Source organism: Micromonospora marincola (assembly GCF_056150385.1).
The window spans coordinates 192,657-208,736 of record NZ_JAXCFT010000010.1 but is presented as its reverse complement, the minus strand read 5'-3'; the positions used below and the strand labels follow the sequence as shown (position 1 = coordinate 208,736).

Sequence of the window (16,080 nt, the reverse complement as noted above, 5' to 3'; positions counted from 1 at the left end):
TCCTCGACGACCTACTGCCCGAACGGCGACTCCGCGTCAACGCCCGCACCGTCAAACGAGCGATCTCCAAATACAACGCCCGCGGCCCGAACATCGACCGACGCACCTACCAGGCCACCATCAGCCTCAACATCCTCGCCGGACCGGTCTTGACGACCAGCCCAGACCCTTAACTACCCGGCATTGCGCCTAACCCGGTTGCCCGGGGAACGCGCGTCGCGCACGGTGGGACGGTGAGCAGTCAGTCGAAGACCCGCGTCCGGTGGCACGAGTTGCCCGCCCACGTCCGTACCGCGGTCGAGGCCATCCTCGACGACCGGGTGGTGGCGGCGGAGTCGCAGCCGGGCGGCTTCTCCCCCGGCACCGCCGACCGGGTCCGCACCGCGCGCGGCGGGCGGGCGTTCGTCAAGGCGGTCAGCCCGGCGCAGAACGACCGCAGCCCGACCATGCACCGGGCCGAGGCCCGGATCGCCGCCGCGCTGCCCGCGACCGCGCCGACGCCCCGGCTGCTCGGCAGACACGACGACGGCGACTGGATCGCGCTCGTCTACGCCGACGTCGAGGGCCGGCACCCGGTCACCCCGTGGGACGCCGGCGAGCTGGCCGCCGTGCTGTCCACCCTGGAGTCCATGGCCGCGACGCTCACCCCGGCCCCCGCCGTCGCGACCGCCACCGCGACCGAGTCGCTCGCCCACGACTTCGCCGGCTGGCGCCGGATCGCCGCCGACCCGCCGGCCGACCTCGCCCCGTGGGCCCGGGCGCACCTGCCCGAGCTGTGCGCCGCCGCCGACCGGGGCCTGGCCGCCCTGGCCGGCGACACGCTCTGCCACCTCGACGTCCGCGCGGACAACCTGCTGCTCGGCCCGGACGGCCGGGTCACGGTGGTCGACTGGCCCTGGGCCTGCCGCGGGCCGGCCTGGTTGGACAGCCTGCTCACCGTCGTCAACGTGCAGGTGTACGGCGGCCACGACCCGGACGCCCTGCTCGCCACCCGGCCGCTCACCGCCCGCGTCGACCCGGCCGACCTGACCGGGGCGCTGGCCGGCTTCACCGGCTTCTTCCTCGACGGCGCCCGGCAGCCACCGCCGCCGGGCATCCCGACCGTCCGGGCGTTCCAGCGCCTACAGGCCGACGCGCTGCTCCCGTGGCTCGCCCGCCGACTAAGCGGATGAGGTCAAACCCGCTTCGTGTACGCGACGAAAGCGCGCCAGGACGCCGGGGCGAAGGTGAGCGCCGGGCCGGACGGGTCCTTGCTGTCCCGCACTCCGACGACCCCGGGCAGGTTGTCGGCCACCTCGACGCAGGCGCCACCGTTCGAGCCCGAGCGACTCGACGTGCGCCAGCGCGCATCAATCAGATCCATGAGCTTGCCGCCTCCTTGATCAGGTCGAGGGACTGCCGGCGGGGCAAGGCTTCCCCTCGCACCGCCTCCCAGTGCGCTTCCAGGGCAGCGATGTCCTCGACCTGGTGCATCATCTGCGCCCGGATCTGATGATCGAGGTATGCGGCCACCGATCCATCGGTCAGGCTCGCCATGATGAAGCCGCCCTGAAGTGAAGGATAGAGCCCGGCTTCCTCCGGAACCACCAGGATCTGCACGTGTGGCAGAACGGCCATCTTCACCAGGTGTGCCAACTGCTGGCCCATCAGGCTCGCGTGTTCGACGAGAGGCCGACGAAGCACCATCACGTCGATGACGGCCACCAAACGGCAGGGATGCTCCCGGGTGATGATCGCCTGTCGTCCCAGCCGGGAGGTGACACGCTGGTCGACCTCCTCGGCGCTCATCAGGCTGTCCGCAAGCGTCATCCGCGCGTACGCCTCGGTCTGGAGGATGCCCGGCACGTAGGCCGGTTCGTACCAGCGAAGCATGTTGGCCGCCCGCTCGTCGTCCACCCAGGCCCGCATCCATGACGGCGCTCCGTTGGTCAGCGCGGCGTGGCGGAGCATGCGGAGGAACAGGCCGCCCGTCTCCAGCGCCTGGTCCATCGCGGTCAGGTAGTCCACCTTCGGCGGGCGCTGGCCGGTCTCCACCCCGGACACGTGGGACGCGGAGTAGTTGATCCGCCGGGCCAGGTCCTCCTGGCTCAGGCCGGCCCGTACGCGCGCCTGGCGCAGCTCCCCGGCGATGAAGTCCCACCACGACTCGCCCACGCTCTCCCCTTCGCCGCCGAAATCTCCCACGCCCGCCCGAGCCCTGCCCCGACCCCACCCAGCCGCTGCCAGGAACGACGTGGCGGCTTCCCACCGTAGTCCCGTCCTCTACAGACTGTCACCTGGCGGTCCGATTCCCGTCCGGCCGCCGCCGGGCCGCCCCGATGTCCCCCCGATGCCGGGGCGGCCCACCCTCCGCCTCGAAGGAAGGTCGTGATGAACGTGGCCGCGCTTCCCGTACCCCGGCTCGGGCCGCACCCGGACCGGCCTCGCGCCTACCCGCCGGGCCACCCGGCGCACCTGCCGATCCGGCCGCTGTGGCTCTGTCGCGCCTGCGGCTCGCCGTGGCCCTGCGCCCAGGCCCGCCTGCTGCTCACGGCCGAGTACGCCGACCGCCCCGTCGACCTGGCCGTCTACCTGTCCGGGCTCTATCACGAGGCCACCCACGACCTGTTCCGGCTCAACCCGCAGGAGGGGCCCACACCCCGCGAACTGTTCGACAGGTTCGTCGGCTGGGGCCCGTACCGTCGGGGTGTGGTCGGGCCGGCCTAGGCTCGACCAACGTGCCCGCTGAGCTGACGGTGCGTCCGGCGACGTCGGACGACGACCCCGACCGGATCTTCGACCTGCTGTGGCAGTTGGCCCCTTCGGACGACCGCCCCGCCCCGGACGCCCTGGCCGCCGCGTGGCGGGACCTGCACGCCCAACCGGGCCGGACGCTGCTGCTTGCGTTCCTCGGTCCGCGACTGGTCGGCACGGTGGACACCATGGTCGTGCCGAACCTGACCCACGGGGCGCGGCCGTTCATGCTCGTGGAGAACGTGGTCGTCGACGCTGCGGCCCGTCGTCGCGGGGTGGCCGGCGCGCTGATGCGGTCGGCGGTCGACAGTGCCCGGTCCGTCGGCTGCTACAAGGTCCAACTGGTCTCGAACCACCGGCGCGTCGAGGCGCACCGCTTCTACGAGAGCACCGGCTTCACGCCGTCCGCCACCGGCTACCGCCGATATCTCTGACCAACCTGGCCTGGCGGAGCCGGTGCGCCCGGAGGACGCCGGACCTACCGATCCGTGGCGGCGGGGGTCACCTTGAGCTGCGTGACGATCAGCAGGGTGTCGGCGTTGAGCCAGTAGTCGGTGATCAGGCCGCGCTTGAGGCGCAGCGTGTCGGTGCCGGTGAAGCGGACCCGGGTGCCGGGCGCGGCGGTCGCGCCGGGGAAACCTCCGCCGTACGTGCCGTTGGCGACCCACCGCACGACCACGTGGTCACGGTCGATGATCGGGCCGACCTCGACGGTGAAGCGCAGGTCGGGGAAGGCGGACCGGATCTGGGTGACCAGGTCGACCATGCCGCCCGGACCCTTCACGGCGCTGCCGTCACCGCCGTCGAGCAGCGCGGCCCGGACCCGGACGTCCGGGGAGATGATGCGCTCGGCAAGGGCGTAGTCGCCGTTCCAGAGCTGGACCCAGTCGCGGGTCACCTGCTGCGCCCGGCCGGCGGCGCCGTGCCCGTCGGGCTGCTGGTGGGCGAGGACCGTGCCGCCGGCCAGGGCCGGCACGGCGCCGACGGCGAGCACGGAGCCGCCGATCAGGAGGGAGGTGAGGGTGGCTGCGGGGAGGTTCTTCTTCACGGTGACTCCTCAGTTAGGTAATGCTCGGTTGCTTTCGTTACACCGTATAACTGGAGTAACTTGATGTCAACGCGAGAGGGAGGACCACCGTGGCGAACGAGACGGTCGAGGAGCAGTCGGCGGAAACGCATGTCGGGCCGCGCGAGCGCTACCGACGCCAGGTCCAGGCCGAGGTGCGGGCACACGCGTGGACGCAGCTCGCCGAGGCGGGCGCGGCGGGGCTGTCGCTCAAGGCCATCGCCAAGCAGATGGGGATGACCGCACCGGCGCTGTACCGATACTTCGCCAGCCGCGACGACCTGCTCACCGAGCTGATCCTGGCCACCTACCGCGACCTGGCACAGGTGGTCGAGGCCGCAGCCGGCACCGGCGGGCCCCCGGGCGACCGGCTGACCGCGATCGCCACGGCGATCCGTGACTGGGCCCGGCGCGACCCGCACCGCTACCTGCTGCTGTACGGGACCCCGGTGCCCGGCTACGCCGCTCCGGCCGAGGCCACCGACCTGGCCCGCCGGATCTTCGCCCCCGTGCAGGATGCCTTCTCGCACCACCGTGAGCAGTCGATGCGCCGGGCGTTGACCTTCTGGACCCGGGTGCACGGGGTGATAAGCCTGGAGGTCGCCGGGCACTTCTCCGGCATGCCGTTCGACCCGGCCGACCTCTTCGCCGCCGAGGTCCGGTCCGCCCTCACCGACCTGCCCTGATCGCGACCGGTCCTAGAGGCGGGCCGGGAGGCCGAGCGGGTCGGTCAGCAGCGGGGAGAAGCCCAGTTCGGCGGCCCCGATCAGGGTGGCGTCGTAGCCCAGGGCCGAGACGGCAAGCCGGGCCTTGTCCCGCGAGACGGGCAGCACGTTCGCGGCGATCCGGCTGCGGACCTGGGTGGCCGCGCCGGGGAACACCTCGCACAGCGTGCCCCCGAAGATCACCACGCCGGGGTTGAACAGGTTGATCAGGTTGGCGACCCCGATGCCCAGCCAGTCACCGATGTGCCGCAGGGCCGCCCGGGCGGCGACATCGCCCTGGCCGGCGGCGGCGACCACGGCCCGGACGGCGTCGCGCCCCCGGTGGTCGGCCGGGCGCCCGGCTTCGTCGAGCAGCGCCCGCTCGCCGACCTCGGCCTCCAGGCAGCCCCGAGAGCCGCAGCCGCAGGGCCGACCCTGGTACGGGTTGACGAGCATGTGCCCCACCTCGGAGCCGTACCCGCCGTCGCCGCCGAGCAGCTCCCCGCCGACGATGATCCCGCCGCCGACGCCGACATCGCCGTGCAGGTAGATCAGGTTCTGCGCACCGACGCCGGCGCCGCGCTGGTGCTCCGCCATCGCGCCCAGGTGGGCCTCGTTGCCGACAAGCACCGGCAGGCCCAGGTCCAGCCGCCGGGCCAACTCGGCCCCGAACGCCTGGTCCACCCAACCCAGGTCCGGCCCGAACCGGACCATCCCGTCGCCCGGCCGGATCATCCCGCAGTAGGACGCCCCGATGCCCACGCACACCGACCCCGGCGACGCGTCGCGGTGCAGCTCGCGCCCGAAGCCGGCGAGCACGGAAACCACCGAGTCGAGGTCGACGCCCGCCCGCGGCCGGGTCGCCTCCAGACGGGCCGACACCGCCCCGCCGAGGGCGACGCGGGCGGCCACGAGCCGGTCGACCGCGATGTCGAAGGCCAGGACGTAGACGGTGTCCGACTCCGGCCGGACCACAAAGGACGGACGCCCCGCCCGGCCGCTCGCGGTGGCGGGCACCTCCCGGACCAGGCCGGCCGCCGCGAGATCGGACGTGAGGGCCAGGACCGTGCTGCGGTTGACGCCCATCCAGTCGGCCAGCTCGACACGGGAAGCCGGGCCGCCCAGGTGGACCCGGCGGAGCAGCGCGCCGAGGTTGCGGCGACGGGTGTCCCCCTGCGCCTGCCGATCCGCGGCCAGATCCTTCAGCATCGACCACCTCGTCAGCGGACACGTGGCTTGTCGTTCGAGGATAGACCTCACCCGTCCGACGGCACGTACGGTCGATCCGGGTGCTGAGGCCCGGCGGCGTGTTCGTCCGGCGCGGGCGGCGGGTCAGCCGGGGGCGCGTGCGACGTGGGTGAGGAACGGCAGGACCGCCGCCGGCAGGGCGGGCGACGTGACCACGTCGGCGTGGGTCAGGCCGGGCAGTACGGCCAGCCGGGACGGAGGGCGGTCGTCCGTGTCCCGCCGACCGCCGCCGAGCAGGGCGAAGAAGTCGGCCATGTGGCGCACCGGGATCGCGTCGGCGTCGGCGAAGACGAGCAGCACCGGCATCGGCAGCGCGGCCACCTCGGCGGACCAGTCGTAGTCGCGGCGCAGCAGCTCACCGCTGCGCGCCCAGAGTGTGGGCCAGTCCTGCGGCCGGGGTGCGACCCGCGCGTACCGCTCGTGGGCCGGGGTGCCGCGCATCCGTTCGGCGGCGCGCTCGTCGTGGGCGGACATCGCGGCAAGCGCCTCCGGGTGCCAGCCCCGCCGCCGGAACGGCGTGGAGACCAGGACCAGGCGGCGGACCAGCGCGGGGTGCTGGACTGCGGTACGCAGGGCCACTCCGCCGCCGAGCGAGTAGCCGAGCAGGTCGACCTCGGGCAGGTCGAGGTGGCGCAGCAGCGCGGCCACGTCGTCGGCCATCGACTCGTGGCGTAGCGGCCGGTCCACGTCGGCGGTGCGGCCGTGGCCCTGGAGGTCGACCGCGATCAGTCGGCGGCGGGTGGCGAGCGCGGGCCGGATCGGCGCGAACGTCTCGGTCGAGCCGTAGGAGCCGTGCAGCAGCACCAGCGGCTTGCCGACGCCGTGCGCCTCGTACCAGGTCCGCAGCCCGCCCACGTCCGCATAGCTCACCGCCTCATCGTGCCGCCGCGGGAGGCGGTTCCGGGGGCGTTCTCAGCGGCGGGGGCGGGCGCGCAGGTGGGCGCGCTCGCCCTGGCTGCCGAAGAGGCTGAGGAACTCCACCGCCTCGTCGTCGGCGCGGCCGAACCAGTGCGGCACCCGGGTGTCGAACTCGGCCGCCTCGCCGGGGGCGAGCACCAGGTCGTGTTCGCCGAGCACCAGGCGCAGCCGCCCGTTGAGCACGTAGACCCACTCGTACCCCTCGTGGGTCTTCGGCTCGGGATCGGCCCGGCCGCCGGCCGGGATGATCAGCTTGTACGCCTGGATGCCGCCGGGTCGCCTGGTGAGCGGCAGCATGGTCATCCCGAACGCGGCGACCGGCCGCAGGTGGATGCGCGGGTCGCCGGTGGGTGGCGCGCCGACCAGTTCGTCGAGGGTGACGCCGTGCGCCTTGGCCAGCGGCAGGAGCAGCTCCAGCGTGGGCCGGCGGCCACCGGATTCCAGCCGGGACAGCGTGCTCACCGAGATCCCGGTGGCGGCGGAGAGGTCGGCGAGCGTGGTTTCCCGCTCGCGGCGCAGGGCGCGCAGCCGGGGGCCGACCGCGTCGAGGGCCTGGTCGAGGTCGTCATCCATGCCGCCAGTTTGCCATACCGGCAACAAGGCTTGCCTTTTCATCAAGGGCCGTCGCACGCTTGGCGCGGAGGTGGTCACGATGACCGAGCTACGGGAAGACGGCTACGAGGTGTTGGTGATCGGCGGCGGCGCGGCCGGCCTGAGCGGCGCGCTGATGCTCGCCCGGGCACGCCGGTCGGTGGTTGTGGTCGACGGGGGCAACCCGCGCAACGCGCCGGCCGAGGGGGTGCACGCGCTGCTTGCCCTCGACGGCGTGCCACCGGCCGAACTGCTGGCACGCGGGCGGGACGAGGTTCGCCGCTACGGCGGGCACCTGCTCACCGGGGAGGTCGAGGCGATGCGCCGCGACGGCGACGGGTTCGACGTGACGCTCGCCGACGGCCGCCGGCTGCGGGCCGGCCAGGTCCTTGTGGCCACCGGCCTGGTGGACGAACTGCCGGAGGTGCCCGGCCTGCGTGAGCGCTGGGGCCGGGACCTGGTGCACTGCCCGTACTGCCACGGGTGGGAGGTGCGCGACCGGCCGATCGGGGTGATCGGCAGCGGCCCGATGTCGGTGCACCAGACGCTGCTGTTCCGGCAGTGGAGCGACGACGTGATCCTCTTCCGCCATGCCGCGCCGCCGCTCACCGACGAGCAGGCCGAGCAGCTCGCCGCGCGCGGCGTGCCGGTGGTCGAGGGCGAGGTCGCGTCCGTCGAGGTGGTCGGGGACCGGCTGACCGGGGTACGCCTGCGCGACGGCCGCACGGTCGCCCGCGAGGTGCTTACCGTCGCGCCACGGATGGTGGCGCGGGCCGGGTTCCTGGCGGCGCTGGGGCTGCGCGCGGTGCCGCACGAGAGCGGATCGGGCGAGTACGTGCCGGCCGACCCGGCGGGGCGTACCGACGTTCCCGGGGTGTGGGTGGCGGGCAACGTGACCGACCTGACCGCGCAGGTCGGAGCCGCGGCGGCGGCCGGCGCCCGGACCGCCGCGATGATCAACGCGGACCTGGTGAACGCGGAGACGCGGGCGGCGGTCGAGGCGCGTCGCCGGGGCGACCGACCGCGCGAAACAGCCCTAACCTGACAATTCTTCCCCTAGGTTGGAGTGCGCAGGGGGCAGCCGAGCGCGGGGGGCGACGTGGAGAGCTATCCGGCGATCGAGGATCACGGGCTCATCGGCGACCTGCAGACCGCCGCGCTTGTGACCTGCGACGGCACGATCGACTGGTTCTGCGCGCCGCGCTTCGACTCGCCGAGCATCTTCGCCGCGCTGCTGGACAAGGAGAAGGGCGGCTTGTTCCGGATCGCCCCGCACGACGTCAGGTACGTCACCAAGCAGCTCTACCTGCCCGGCACCCCGATCCTGATCACACGCTTCATCAGCGCGGACGGCGTCGCCGAGGTGATGGACTTCATGCCCGTCACCGGCGAGCGGGTGACAGACGCACACCGCCTGGTCCGCATGGTCACCATGGTCCGGGGCAGCATGCGCTTCAAAGTGGAGTGCCGGCCCCGGTTCGACTACGCCCGGCAGAAGCACCAGCTCGAACGCCACCGGAACGGGTACGTCTTCCGCAGCCCGTCGGCGACGCTCACGTTCAACCCGGTCGACCCGGTGCGGCAGCTCATCACCCAGGGCGGCGACATCCAACTCGACGACGACGACCTGGTCGCGTACGGCACGCTCCACGAGGGCGACACCGGCGGCGTGGTCCTGGAGACGGCCAGCACGGAACCACGGGTCATCTCGCAAGACGAGGTCCAGGGGATGTTCGAGTGGACCCGGGACTACTGGCGGCGCTGGGTCGAGCGCTCCCGCTACACCGGCCGGTGGCGGGAGATGGTCGAACGCTCGGCCATCACGCTGAAGCTCATGACGTACGCGCCGACCGGCGCGATGATCGCCGCGCCCACCGCCGCGCTGCCCGAACTGGTCGGCGGCACCCGCAACTGGGACTACCGCTACACCTGGGTACGCGACACCTCGTTCTCCGTGCACGCGCTGCTCGGCCTCGGCTTCACCGACGAGGTCAGCAGCTACATGAACTGGCTTGACGAACGGATCCGCGAGGCCGGCGACCACCAGGACCCGCTGAAGATCATGTATCGGGTGGACGGCTCCTCCGACCTGCACGAGGAGGTGCTCGACCACCTGGAGGGCTACCGCGGTTCCCGCCCGGTGCGGATCGGCAACGGCGCCGCCGACCAACTCCAGCTCGACATCCACGGCGAGGCGCTCTACGCCATGCACCTCGCCGACGAGCAGGGCATCCGGGTGTCCCACCAGGTGTGGAAGAGCACCGTCCGGATGGTCGACTGGCTCTGCCACAACTGGGACCAGCGCGACGCCGGCATCTGGGAGAGCCGCCACCACCCCCGCAACTACACGTTCGGCCGGGTGATGTCCTGGGTGGCGCTGGACCGGGCCATCCGGCTGGCCACCCGCACCGGCCGGCCCGGGGACATGAACTGCTGGATCGAGCAGCGGAACCGGATCTACAACCAGGTCATGGACCGCGGCTACCACCGCGACCGCGCCAGCTTCGTGCAGGCGTACGACGAGAACGTGCTCGACGCCGCGCTGCTGGCCATGCCGTCGGTCGGCTTCGTCACGCCGAGCGACCCGCTGTGGCGCTCCACCCTGGCGTCGATCGAACGGGACCTGGTCTCGGACAGCCTCGTCCACCGCTACGACCCGGAGCACTCCCCCGACGGCCTCCCCGGCCACGAGGGCACCTTCAACATGTGCACCTTCTGGTACGTCGAGGCACTGGCCCGCACCGGACGCCTGGACGACGCCCGCCTCACCTTCGAGAAGATGATCACGTTCAGCAACCACCTCGGCCTGTACGCCGAGGAGATCGCCGCGACGGGTGAGCAGATCGGCAACTACCCGCAGGCGTTCAGCCACCTTTCCCTGATCAACTCGGCGCTGGCGCTCAACGACCTGATCGACGCCGAGGCCGACGCCCGCCGCCGCCAGTAGGCGCGTGCCTGCCCCGACACCGGCCGCTTGATCAACTCCAGGTCGGGGAGGTGGCGGGGTCCCGGTCGATCCGATGCCGCCACTCCGGCGTGCTGGTGTCGAGCACCGCCGATGTGGGCACCAGAGCGGTGTGGCGGAGAAACGGGGGGCCGGCGCGGAGCCGGTGGTGTTGTTCGCGTCCCGGTGGTGGCCGGCGGTGCTCGTACCGCTCGGGCTGCTCGCCCTGATGACGGTGATCGGCCTCCGATTACACGCCGTTTCCCTCATCGTCTACATCGGGACGACCGCCGGCACCGTCATATCGGCCTGGCTGCACCGCGACGGCGCGCTGCTCGCCGACGACGCCGGGCTGCTGGTCCGGCATCGGGGCACGGTCACCCGCAGCTACCGGTGGTCCGAGATCCACCAGGCCGGGCTCGCCCGTCCCGGCTTCGGCCGGCTCGCGCTCGCCGTGTACCCGGACGGCGGCCGGTGGGACGTGCCCGGCCCGAACAGCGCGGTCATGGTCGGGCAGGTGTGGCTGTGGCGGCAGCCCGACCCGGAGAGCCGCAAACGGATCGAGGCGGTGCTGCGGGTTCACGGCGTCCGCGTCGCCGAACCGCTCCCCTAGCGTCGGCGACAGCAGCGAGTGCTCTACCGGTGCACTTCCGCACCGGCTGGTGTACTCTTGCACCGGGCGCAGGAAACTGGCCGCCGCACCAACAAACCAGCCTCCTCACATGGCCCACCAACCAACCAGAACCCCGCCGACCCGGGAGGTAGTACATGGAGAGAATCGAGCGGTCTCGAAATTTGAGAGTGGGAAATGGTGAGCCGAGGTCGGCACCAGAAGAAGGAAATCGCCGACGCATTGCGTCGAGCTGAGGAGGCGGGACTTCTTCTGGAAGCGCTTCACCGGGGTCATCGGTGGGGAGAGTTGCGATGTGGTTCATGCGGTTCAGCGCGGGATGTCTGGTCCACACCCCGGGACCCTGGAACGCACGCCAAGCAAATTGACCGTTTCGTGAATAACCACAAGCATTAGATGATTCTGTTACGGCAGAGTGTACTACAGGAGGAAGGGGGTAGGCCCTTGACGTCGCATGTGTTCACGCTCGTGTTGGACCGGCGGCCTACCGATGAAGAGCTTGACGCCCTTTATGTTGCTGGTTGCGACGATGGGGCGTTCGGCGCCGAGGATGGTCTCCCGATTGTGGAGTTCGACCGCGAGGCACCCACCTTGGCTGACGCAGTCGCGTCGGCAGTGCTGGGCTTGGAGTCCGTCGGCTTCAACGTGTTCAGGTTACTCGATCAGGATCTGTTGACATTGGGTGACATCGCTGATCGAATCGGGCAAAGTCGCGAATCGGTCCGACGATATGCGGTCGGCAGGCGAGGCCCGGGCAATTTCCCGCCCCCGGTCAACCCCTCTCGAGAAGGAACGCTTTTTTACCGGTGGAGCGAAGTAGTTCCATGGTTTCATGATCATCTAAATATTGATGTTCCTCGGGTGGATCCAGCGTTTGTCGTTGCCAACCTGGTCATTCAGGCACGACAGCATCGTCACCAGGTGCCTCACCTGTCCGCGCTCAGTGATCTTCTTGCTGCACAATAAGTTCTGCCGGGCAATGAGGCCACACACCGCTGTTGTCCCTGCTGCTGAAACCGCCCCCGGAAAGTGATCTTCCTGAGGGCGGTTTCGCTGATGGCTGGTGGTGGGCGCGGCAGGTTTCGAACCTGCGACCCCTCGCTTGTAAGGCGAGTGCTCTCCCGCTGAGCTACGCGCCCGGAACGCCCGTACGGCGGGCCGGAGCGGCAATCCTACCTGCCGGCCTCCGGCCCGGTCGAACGTGTCTGGGGGTGGGATCAGACGGCGACGGCCTCCGCCAGCGCCTTGCGCCAGCCCTGCTGGTCGCGCGCCTCGCCGGGCATGTTCATCTCGGCGAAGCGGACCACGCCGGCCTTGTCGATGACGAAGGTGCCCCGGTTGGCGATGCCGGCGACGTCGTTGAAGACGCCGTACGCCTGGGCCACCGCGCCGTGCGGCCAGAAGTCGGCGAGCATCGGGAACTGGTAGCCCTCCCGGTCGGCCCAGATCTTGTGGGCGTAGACCGAGTCGACGCTGACGGTAAGCACCTGGACGTCGTCGTTTGCGTACTCGTCGAGGTTGTCCCGCACCTCGCACAGCTCGCCCTGGCAGACGCCGGTGAAGGCCAGCGGGTAGAAGACCAGCAGCACGGTCTTGCGCCCCCGCAGGTCCGAGAGCCGGACCTCCTGGTTGTTCTGGTCCTTGAGCAGGAAGTCGGGCGCCTCGGCGCCAACCTCGATGGGCATTCGTGCTCCTACTTCTTGCTCTTGGAGCCGCGCCGCAGCACCAGGCGGGCGCCGCTCCAGTCGCGGCCGGCGTTGATGGTGGAGGTCTGCTGGAGGCCGGCGCTCTGCGCGCTCTCCGCGACCTCACTCGGCTCGACGTGGCCGTCCCGGCCGGCCTTGGGCGTCAGGAGCCATACCACGCCGTTGTCCGCGAGCGGCCCGAGGGCGTCGACGAGGAGCTCGAAGAGATCACCGTCGCCGTCCCGGTGCCATACCAGTACCGCGTCGACCACCTCGTCGGTGTCCTCGTCGACAAGTTCTCCACAGCGGTCGGTCAGGGCGTCCCGGAGATCGGAATCGACGTCGTCGTCGTAGCCCATCTCCATGACGACCATGCCCGGTTCGATCCCGAACCGGTCCGCCAGGCTGCGTACCCCGTCGGCGGCCTGACCAGCGGTCGCGCTCACTGTCGCGTGCCTCCTCATCGTGTCCCTGCTCGTGGTGCCCTGCGACACCGTCCGGCCCAGTCCACACAGTTGCGGCCCGCTGCGCAAGTGGCGCACCGGTTGGAACGGAATTTACCGTGCCAGCAGCGTACGGGCACCCTGGGTGATGGCTTCCTCGGACACGAGCACCTGATGGGCAGCCGGACCTAACGGCACAAACGAGTCAAGTGCGGCCACCCGTCGCGCCGCTCCCACAAAGCCGGTGTCGACGAGCGCGGCCAGCACTCCCTCACCCACCCCGCCGGAACGCCGCGTCTCGTCCACCACGAGCACCCGGCCGGTCGCCGACGCCTCCCGGATGATGTCCGCCACCGGCAGCGGGGCGAGCCAGCGCAGGTCCACCACCCGGCTGCCGACGCCCTCGTCGGCGAGCGTCGCCGCCGCGCGCAACGACATCCGCACCCCGTTACCGAAGGTGATGATGGTGAGGTCCTCGGCCGAGCCGATCCCGTACACGCGGGCCCGGCCGATCGGCACGTGCCGGTCCGCCCAGGCGCCCGGCTCGGCATACTCGGCCAGCCACTCCCCGTCACCCTCCGCGTAGAGGTCGCGGGCGTGGTAGAGCGCGATCGGCTCCAGGAAGACACAGACCGCGCCGTCCACCCGGGCCGCCGCCAGGCAGGTACGCAGCATCGGGGCGGCGTCGTCGGGTCGGGCCGGCACCGCGATCACCAACCCCGGCACGTCGCGCAGCACCGCCACCGAGTTGTCGTTGTGGAAGTGCCCGCCGAAACCCTCCTGGTACGCCAGCCCGGCCACCCGCACCACCATCGGGTTGCGGAACGCGCCCCGGGAGAAGAACCGCATGGTGGCCGCCTCGCCGCGCAACTGGTCCTCGGCGTTGTGCAGGTACGCCAGATACTGGATCTCCGGCACCGGCAGCATGCCGGCCAGGCCGGCGCCGAGCCCGAGCCCGAGGATCGAGGTCTCGTCAAGCAGCGTGTCGAACACCCGGGCCGCCCCGAACCGGTCCCGCAGGCCCTTCGTCACCCCGTACACCCCGCCCTTGGCGGCCACGTCCTCACCGAACACCGCCATCCGGGGATGGTCGAGCATGCCGTCGGCGAGCGCCGCGTTGATGCTCTGCGCCAGCGTCAGCGGCCCGGTCAACTCCGGCGGCTTGCCACCGAACGCCTCCGCCCGCGCGCCCGCGCCCGGCCCCGCCGCGTGCGCCCCCGACCCGGCTATCGCCCGGGACACCCGCGCCGGGCGGCGCGGCGCCAACTCCGCCACCACCTCGACCGGGGACGCCAGCTTCGGCTCGTCAAGCACCTCCTCGGCGATCCGGCGTAGCTGCCAGCCCCGCTCGTCGTACCGGGCCAGCAGTTCCTCGCCGCTCGCGAAGCCGGCCGCGACCAGCCGGCGGGCGGTGCCAAGCAGCGGATCCCGCGCCTCGTCCGCGGCGATCTCCGCCGGGCTCCGGTACGCCGACTCCGCGTCCGCGCCGGCGTGCCCCATCAGCCGCACCGTGTTCAGGTGCAGCACGGCGGGCCGGCGGTGCCGGCGTACCCAGGCCGCCGCCTCCGCCGCCACCCGGTAGGTCTCCACCACGTCCGTGCCGTCGGCGGCGAAGTAGCGGATGCCGGGCCGGGACCGCAGCGTGGCCGCCACCCACCCCTCCGGTGAGCGCACACTGATCCCGAGCCCGTTGTCCTCGCAGACGAACAGCACCGGGATGCGCAGACCGGTGTGGTGGTACCACCCGGCGGTGTTGAGCGCGGCGGTGGCCGTGGCGTGGTTGACCGAGGCGTCGCCGAACGAGCAGACCACCACCGCGTCCGGCGGCCAGGCCCCGACCTCCGGCTCGCCGTCGACGTGCCGCCCGCCCCGACGCAGCCGCTCCAGGGCCAACCCCAGGCCGACAGCCCGGGGCAGGTGCGAGCCGATGGTCGAGGTGGTCGGCACGACCGCGAGATCGGCCCGGCCGAAGACCTTGTGCCGGCCACCGGCGAGCGGCTCCGCCGCCGAGGCGACCATGCCCCGCAGCACGTCACGCGCCGCCGACGCGTAGGCGTCGTCGAGGGCAGGCGGCGGCAACGCGGGTACGCCGACAGTGGCGTCGCCGTCCGCGTCCACGGCCACCCCCGCTCCCGCCGGCAGGCTGACCGCCTCCGCACCCGTCTCCTCCGCGAGGTTGCCCGCACCGGCACCCGCCTCTTCCGCGAGGCGGCCCGCGGCAGCGCCCACTCCCGCCGCGAGGCGGCCCGCGGCAGCACTGCCACCGCCCGAACCAGCGGCCTCGCCCGAATCGGCTCCGCCCGAGGCGGCAGCTCCACCTGAGCCGGCGCCCGGAATGGCGACTTCATCCAGTTTCGTCGGACCAACTCCACCGCCCGCCGCCCCGGAGCCGGGTACCAATTCGAGATCTTGGTAGGAAACGGCCCCCATAGGGGCACTTTCGTACCAAGATCTACTCGCATCCCGCACATCGGGAGATGCGTCTCGGAAAGCGGGATCGGTGGGGGCGTCCGGGACGGGTGCCGGGGAGCCCGGCGGAACGGGTCCCGGGGAGCCCGGCGGGACGGGTGCCGGGGAGCCCGGCGGGACGGGTGCCGGGGAGCCGGGCGGGACGGGTGCCGGTGTGGTGGCCGGGAAGGGTGCCTGCGGCGCGGTGGCCGGGAAGGCACCGGCGGCCTGGGCGGCGCGGAGGCAGTAGAAGGCGCCGGAGCGGTAGTGCAGCAACGCCGGATCGGTTGGCCGGAGCGCGGCAGCCACCGCGGCGTTGCCCTCGTGGCCGGCCGAGCCGATCGTGTAGTAGCCCTCACCGAAGCCGCGCAGCCAGCGCCCGGCCAGGTCGAGCAGCCGGCTGGTGACCTGCGCGTCGAACAGGGCCAGCGCCTGCGCCCCGGTAAGCGCCCCACCACCGGACCGTGCATCGCCGTCGCGCGGCGGCCCACCGCGAGGCAACCCGCCGTCACACGGCAGCGGCTCGTCGAGGTTGCGCCGCTGGTCCGGCGGGCCGAGCGCGGCCAGGTCGGCGCGGAGCCGGTCGTCGAGATCCTGCGGGGTGGTCACGTCGGACAGCATTACCGACCGACGCCCACCTCGCCCAGTCGGACACGTACCACCCGGCGT

The 16,080-nt window shown here is 71.9% G+C and carries 17 protein-coding genes and 1 tRNA gene; 8 read left to right on the top strand and 10 right to left on the bottom strand.

The window, feature by feature from the left end; genetic code table 11:
- The first annotated feature begins 233 nt into the window (after positions 1-233).
- Entirely contained in the window at positions 234-1,172 is a 939-nt protein-coding gene (locus SM450_RS21590) for a phosphotransferase (RefSeq protein ID WP_474621554.1), read from the top strand.
- Between the two features lie 2 nt (positions 1,173-1,174).
- Here the strand turns inward: SM450_RS21590 and SM450_RS21585 are convergent, their stop codons facing one another.
- A complete protein-coding gene (locus tag SM450_RS21585; protein ID WP_474621553.1) occupies positions 1,175-1,363 on the bottom strand; it encodes a DUF397 domain-containing protein in 189 nt (62 codons plus the stop codon).
- The gene (locus tag SM450_RS21580) at positions 1,354-2,154 is read right to left on the bottom strand and encodes a helix-turn-helix domain-containing protein (protein WP_474621552.1); all 801 of its coding nucleotides are present in this window, start codon (positions 2,152-2,154) and stop codon (positions 1,354-1,356) included. The genes SM450_RS21585 and SM450_RS21580 overlap by 10 nt, the downstream gene beginning before the upstream one ends.
- A 216-nt stretch (positions 2,155-2,370) precedes the next feature.
- Here SM450_RS21580 and SM450_RS21575 point away from each other — a divergent pair, with 216 nt between their 5' ends.
- Together SM450_RS21575 and SM450_RS21570 are read left to right on the top strand one after the other, a co-directional pair.
- Positions 2,371-2,706 carry a hypothetical protein gene (locus tag SM450_RS21575; protein WP_474621551.1) on the top strand — a complete coding sequence of 112 codons (336 nt, stop codon included), beginning with the start codon at positions 2,371-2,373 and terminating at the stop codon, positions 2,704-2,706.
- Positions 2,707-2,717: 11 nt separating this feature from the next.
- Entirely contained in the window at positions 2,718-3,167 is a 450-nt protein-coding gene (locus SM450_RS21570) for a GNAT family N-acetyltransferase (protein ID WP_474621550.1), read from the top strand.
- 44 nt (positions 3,168-3,211) lie between these two features.
- Here the strand turns inward: SM450_RS21570 and SM450_RS21565 are convergent, their stop codons facing one another.
- Positions 3,212-3,781: an ester cyclase gene (locus SM450_RS21565; protein ID WP_474621549.1), complete on the bottom strand. Its 570-nt coding sequence runs from the start codon at positions 3,779-3,781 to the stop codon at positions 3,212-3,214.
- An 89-nt stretch (positions 3,782-3,870) separates the two neighbouring features.
- On the opposite strand from SM450_RS21565, the gene SM450_RS21560 reads away from it, so the two are divergent.
- Positions 3,871-4,485 carry a TetR/AcrR family transcriptional regulator gene (locus tag SM450_RS21560; protein WP_474621548.1) on the top strand — a complete coding sequence of 205 codons (615 nt, stop codon included), beginning with the start codon at positions 3,871-3,873 and terminating at the stop codon, positions 4,483-4,485.
- Between the two features lie 12 nt (positions 4,486-4,497).
- Here the strand turns inward: SM450_RS21560 and SM450_RS21555 are convergent, their stop codons facing one another.
- The 3 genes from SM450_RS21555 to SM450_RS21545 all read right to left on the bottom strand — a co-directional run bounded on the left by SM450_RS21555 (position 4,498) and on the right by SM450_RS21545 (position 7,242).
- The gene (locus tag SM450_RS21555; RefSeq protein WP_474621547.1) at positions 4,498-5,712 is read right to left on the bottom strand and encodes an ROK family protein; all 1,215 of its coding nucleotides are present in this window, start codon (positions 5,710-5,712) and stop codon (positions 4,498-4,500) included.
- Positions 5,713-5,835: 123 nt separating this feature from the next.
- Positions 5,836-6,621, bottom strand: a complete 786-nt coding sequence (locus tag SM450_RS21550) for an alpha/beta fold hydrolase (RefSeq protein WP_474621546.1) — start codon at positions 6,619-6,621, stop codon at positions 5,836-5,838.
- Between the two features lie 42 nt (positions 6,622-6,663).
- Entirely contained in the window at positions 6,664-7,242 is a 579-nt protein-coding gene (locus tag SM450_RS21545; protein WP_474621545.1) for a helix-turn-helix domain-containing protein, read from the bottom strand.
- 79 nt (positions 7,243-7,321) lie between these two features.
- On the opposite strand from SM450_RS21545, the gene SM450_RS21540 reads away from it, so the two are divergent.
- The 4 genes from SM450_RS21540 (at position 7,322) to SM450_RS21525 (ending at position 11,801) form a co-directional block, all read left to right on the top strand.
- Positions 7,322-8,305, top strand: a complete 984-nt coding sequence (locus SM450_RS21540; protein WP_474621544.1) for an NAD(P)/FAD-dependent oxidoreductase — start codon at positions 7,322-7,324, stop codon at positions 8,303-8,305.
- Positions 8,306-8,359: 54 nt separating this feature from the next.
- Positions 8,360-10,207, top strand: coding sequence for a glycoside hydrolase family 15 protein (locus SM450_RS21535; protein WP_474621543.1), 1,848 nt, complete (start codon positions 8,360-8,362; stop codon positions 10,205-10,207).
- Positions 10,208-10,337: 130 nt separating this feature from the next.
- Complete coding sequence (locus SM450_RS21530) at positions 10,338-10,817, top strand: hypothetical protein (RefSeq protein WP_474621542.1); 480 nt, start codon at positions 10,338-10,340, stop codon at positions 10,815-10,817.
- A gap of 462 nt (positions 10,818-11,279) precedes the next feature.
- Entirely contained in the window at positions 11,280-11,801 is a 522-nt protein-coding gene (locus tag SM450_RS21525) for a hypothetical protein (RefSeq protein ID WP_474621541.1), read from the top strand.
- Positions 11,802-11,899: 98 nt separating this feature from the next.
- Here the strand turns inward: SM450_RS21525 and SM450_RS21520 are convergent.
- The 4 genes from SM450_RS21520 to SM450_RS21505 form a co-directional block, all read right to left on the bottom strand.
- A tRNA-Val gene (locus SM450_RS21520) sits at positions 11,900-11,974 on the bottom strand.
- A gap of 78 nt (positions 11,975-12,052) precedes the next feature.
- Entirely contained in the window at positions 12,053-12,520 is a 468-nt protein-coding gene (locus tag SM450_RS21515; protein ID WP_474621540.1) for a peroxiredoxin, read from the bottom strand.
- 8 nt (positions 12,521-12,528) lie between these two features.
- Positions 12,529-12,966, bottom strand: coding sequence for a DUF3052 domain-containing protein (locus SM450_RS21510; protein ID WP_474621539.1), 438 nt, complete (start codon positions 12,964-12,966; stop codon positions 12,529-12,531).
- 111 nt (positions 12,967-13,077) lie between these two features.
- Positions 13,078-16,032 carry a thiamine pyrophosphate-dependent enzyme gene (locus SM450_RS21505; protein WP_474621538.1) on the bottom strand — a complete coding sequence of 985 codons (2,955 nt, stop codon included), beginning with the start codon at positions 16,030-16,032 and terminating at the stop codon, positions 13,078-13,080.
- Positions 16,033-16,080: the final 48 nt, after the last annotated feature.

What these genes read in the sequence shown, in the direction of transcription:
- SM450_RS21585 (WP_474621553.1), bottom strand. Translation starts at nt 1,363, where the DNA reads ATGGATCTGATTGATGCGCGCTGGCGCACGTCGAGTCGCTCGGGCTCG.
- SM450_RS21575 (WP_474621551.1), top strand. Translation starts at nt 2,371, where the DNA reads ATGAACGTGGCCGCGCTTCCCGTACCCCGGCTCGGGCCGCACCCGGAC.
- SM450_RS21555 (WP_474621547.1), bottom strand. Translation starts at nt 5,712, where the DNA reads ATGCTGAAGGATCTGGCCGCGGATCGGCAGGCGCAGGGGGACACCCGT.
- SM450_RS21545 (WP_474621545.1), bottom strand. Translation starts at nt 7,242, where the DNA reads ATGGATGACGACCTCGACCAGGCCCTCGACGCGGTCGGCCCCCGGCTG.
- SM450_RS21540 (WP_474621544.1), top strand. Translation starts at nt 7,322, where the DNA reads ATGACCGAGCTACGGGAAGACGGCTACGAGGTGTTGGTGATCGGCGGC.
- SM450_RS21515 (WP_474621540.1), bottom strand. Translation starts at nt 12,520, where the DNA reads ATGCCCATCGAGGTTGGCGCCGAGGCGCCCGACTTCCTGCTCAAGGAC.
- SM450_RS21505 (WP_474621538.1), bottom strand. Translation starts at nt 16,032, where the DNA reads ATGCTGTCCGACGTGACCACCCCGCAGGATCTCGACGACCGGCTCCGC.